Source organism: Aliifodinibius sp. S!AR15-10 (assembly GCF_031569985.1).
GTDB lineage: Bacteria > Bacteroidota > Rhodothermia > Balneolales > Balneolaceae > JAMQKA01.
In genome coordinates, this window is record NZ_JAMQKA010000125.1 from 1 (window position 1) to 780 (window position 780).

At 54.7% G+C, this 780-nt stretch carries 1 protein-coding gene; it reads right to left on the reverse strand.

Annotated elements, in window-relative coordinates; translation table 11 throughout:
* On the reverse strand, positions 1–687 hold a 687-nt coding region (locus NC796_RS26635; RefSeq protein ID WP_310688932.1), incomplete at its 3' end, for a transposase.
* Positions 688–780: the final 93 nt, after the last annotated feature.

Sequence of the window (780 nt, forward strand, 5' to 3'; positions counted from 1 at the left end):
CTGGTAGGGGGCACTGCTGGCAAGCCGGCGCAACTGACGGGTAAGATGAGTCAGGTGTTTTTTGGTGTCCTCCAGCAGCCCCAAATACGCTCGCAGGGAAACCGTAGCAGTGCCGTCGGGCAGTTCCAGGGCGGCCAGCCACTGCATGAACCGCCCGGACCAGTGCTGGGTGGCGTCAAACGGTATGGGAACCCCCAGGAAGGTAAGCAGCGATTTAATCTGGTTTTTCAGCCGGGTTTGGTTTTTGACCATCTTCGCCCGCGTTCGCACCAACATGCGATCGGCCAGGGCCGTGGGGCTGGGCACATAAATAGCCACCAGGCGACCTGCCCGCAATTCTTGCGCCAATTTCCGGGCATCCACCCGATCGGTTTTACGGCGTTTTTGTTTGTCGCTGGTGGGCACATCCGCCGGGTGGGTGAGGATGCACGTGATGCCCAGGGTCTGCAATTGCTGTTGAATCCAAAATCCAAAACACCCCGCCTCGTAGACCACTTGGTAGTCGGCCCCCGGGAAGGTGCGGCGCAGGTACTTGGCCAACAGTTGGGGATCGGGATCCTGGCTAAAGCTCTTAACAAACCCATAGGCATGGTAAATGGATACTTTCCAGCTTTTTTTATGCGTGTCAAGGCCAACAAAAATGGATTGGCCGGTAAAATCAAGTTTCGTAGATTGCAGGCGAGACATGAGGACCTCCTCTGATTTGTTAAACAGGATTACAGGAAAGAATGTAAGACGAATCCAGGGGATGGTCCCCTTTTTTTAACATAAAGCCTGAAC